1 protein-coding gene is annotated in these 1560 nt (G+C 37.1%); it reads left to right on the top strand.

Going from position 1 to position 1560, the window contains the following annotated elements; genetic code table 11:
* Window positions 1-1232, top strand: a 1232-nt coding sequence (locus ACTJJ9_RS26250) for an IS110 family transposase (protein ID WP_440769007.1), incomplete at its 5' end; no start/stop codon positions are given.
* Between the last annotated feature and the right edge of the window lie 328 nt (window positions 1233-1560).

Below are 1560 nucleotides of genomic sequence, written 5' to 3'. Positions count from 1 at the left end.
ATATTGCCAAACATCATCATGTAGCTAGAGCACAAGATTATCGAGGAATAGAACTTGGTTCTACTTGTTTTTTTGAAAATACACAAGAAGGATTTAGCTACTTCATAGAGTGGATTAATCAATTGAAAGAGACCAATAAAATGGAATCCGTTATTAGTGGAATGGAACCTACAGGACATTATTGGCTTAATTTAGCGCATATTTTAAAAGAAAAACAAATTAAGTTCGTGACGGTTAATCCCTTACATGTCAAGCATAGTAAGGAGTTAGACGATAACTCGCCAACTAAAAATGATGTAAAAGATGCAAAAGTTATTGCACAGCTAGTCAAAGATGGTAGATACGCTGAACCAACGATACCACAAGGAGTTTTCGCGGAACTGCGTGTGGCAAAAAAATTACGTGATCTATTAACAGTAGACTTACAGATTGTGCAAGGACAGGTTCATAACTGGATTGATCGGTACTTTCCAGAGTTCTTTACCGTTTTTAAAAGTTGGGAAGGAAAGGCAGCCCTTCATTTATTAAAACTTGAAGCATTACCTCATGAATATAAAAATTATACAGAAGAAGAATTACTCGTCTATCTAAGGCAAGAAGTGAAACGAAGTATAGGAATGAAGAAGATTCAAGCTTTAAAAAAGGCAGCCAATCGCTCGATTGGCATACGTCAAGGTGCCATGATGGCCAAAATGGAACTAAGAACATTGATTCAGAAATATGAACTTATTCAAGCCAAGTTCGAAGAGCTTGACCGTTCACTAGATACCTTACTTCAAGACATACCAGGAGTGAGTCAGATGTTAGAGATTACTGGAATTGGACGAGAGACAGTGGCAGGTTTTTACGCTGAGGTAGGCGACTTGAATGAGTATTCTCATCCCCGTCAAATAACTAAATTAGCTGGTCTGAGCTTGAAAGAAAATACATCAGGTAAGCATAAAGGAAGGACCAAAATCACGAAACGTGGTCGTAAAAAATTACGAGCGTTATTATTTCGGGCATCTATGATTCTAGTAGCGAAAAATAAAGCCTTTAAAGCCCTTCATCAATACTATATAACGAGACCTGATAATCCGTTGAAGAAGATGCAGTCTTTAATTGCTTTATGTAATAAGCTTATCCGCATTCTCTTTTCTATTGGAAAGAAGCAGTTTGTATTTCAGGAAGAAAAAATGTTAAAGGATATACCTCATATGAATGCTTTTATCGATGTACAATTAGTAGCTTAATATTTTATAAAATTTAATTTTAAATCATTAGATTTGTAGATTTGAACAGACAAAATCAGCATAGGATTAGTCGGCAACGCAACTAACGTAAGGACAGAGATCCTGTGGGGCAGCATAACCGACATCCACCTTATGGAAAGGTTGAACGAAGGAATGTGTGAGCGAAGACTCAGTGAGACTTGGGAGGGTTGACCCCCATAAGATATGTGGACATCCATTGGTGCGTACATACCTAATCTTCCAACTTTTAAAAAATTACCGAAGGTTGGCTAGTTTCTTGCGCTCATTTTTCTCCTAATCTGCTTGATTGGGCTCTTTTCTTACTAAC

Source organism: Metabacillus sp. 22489, from assembly GCF_052044855.1.
GTDB classification, from domain to species: Bacteria; Bacillota; Bacilli; order Bacillales; family Bacillaceae; genus Metabacillus; species Metabacillus niabensis.
Note: the sequence above shows the minus strand (reverse complement) of the source record. Positions and strands in the feature narration are given on the sequence as shown.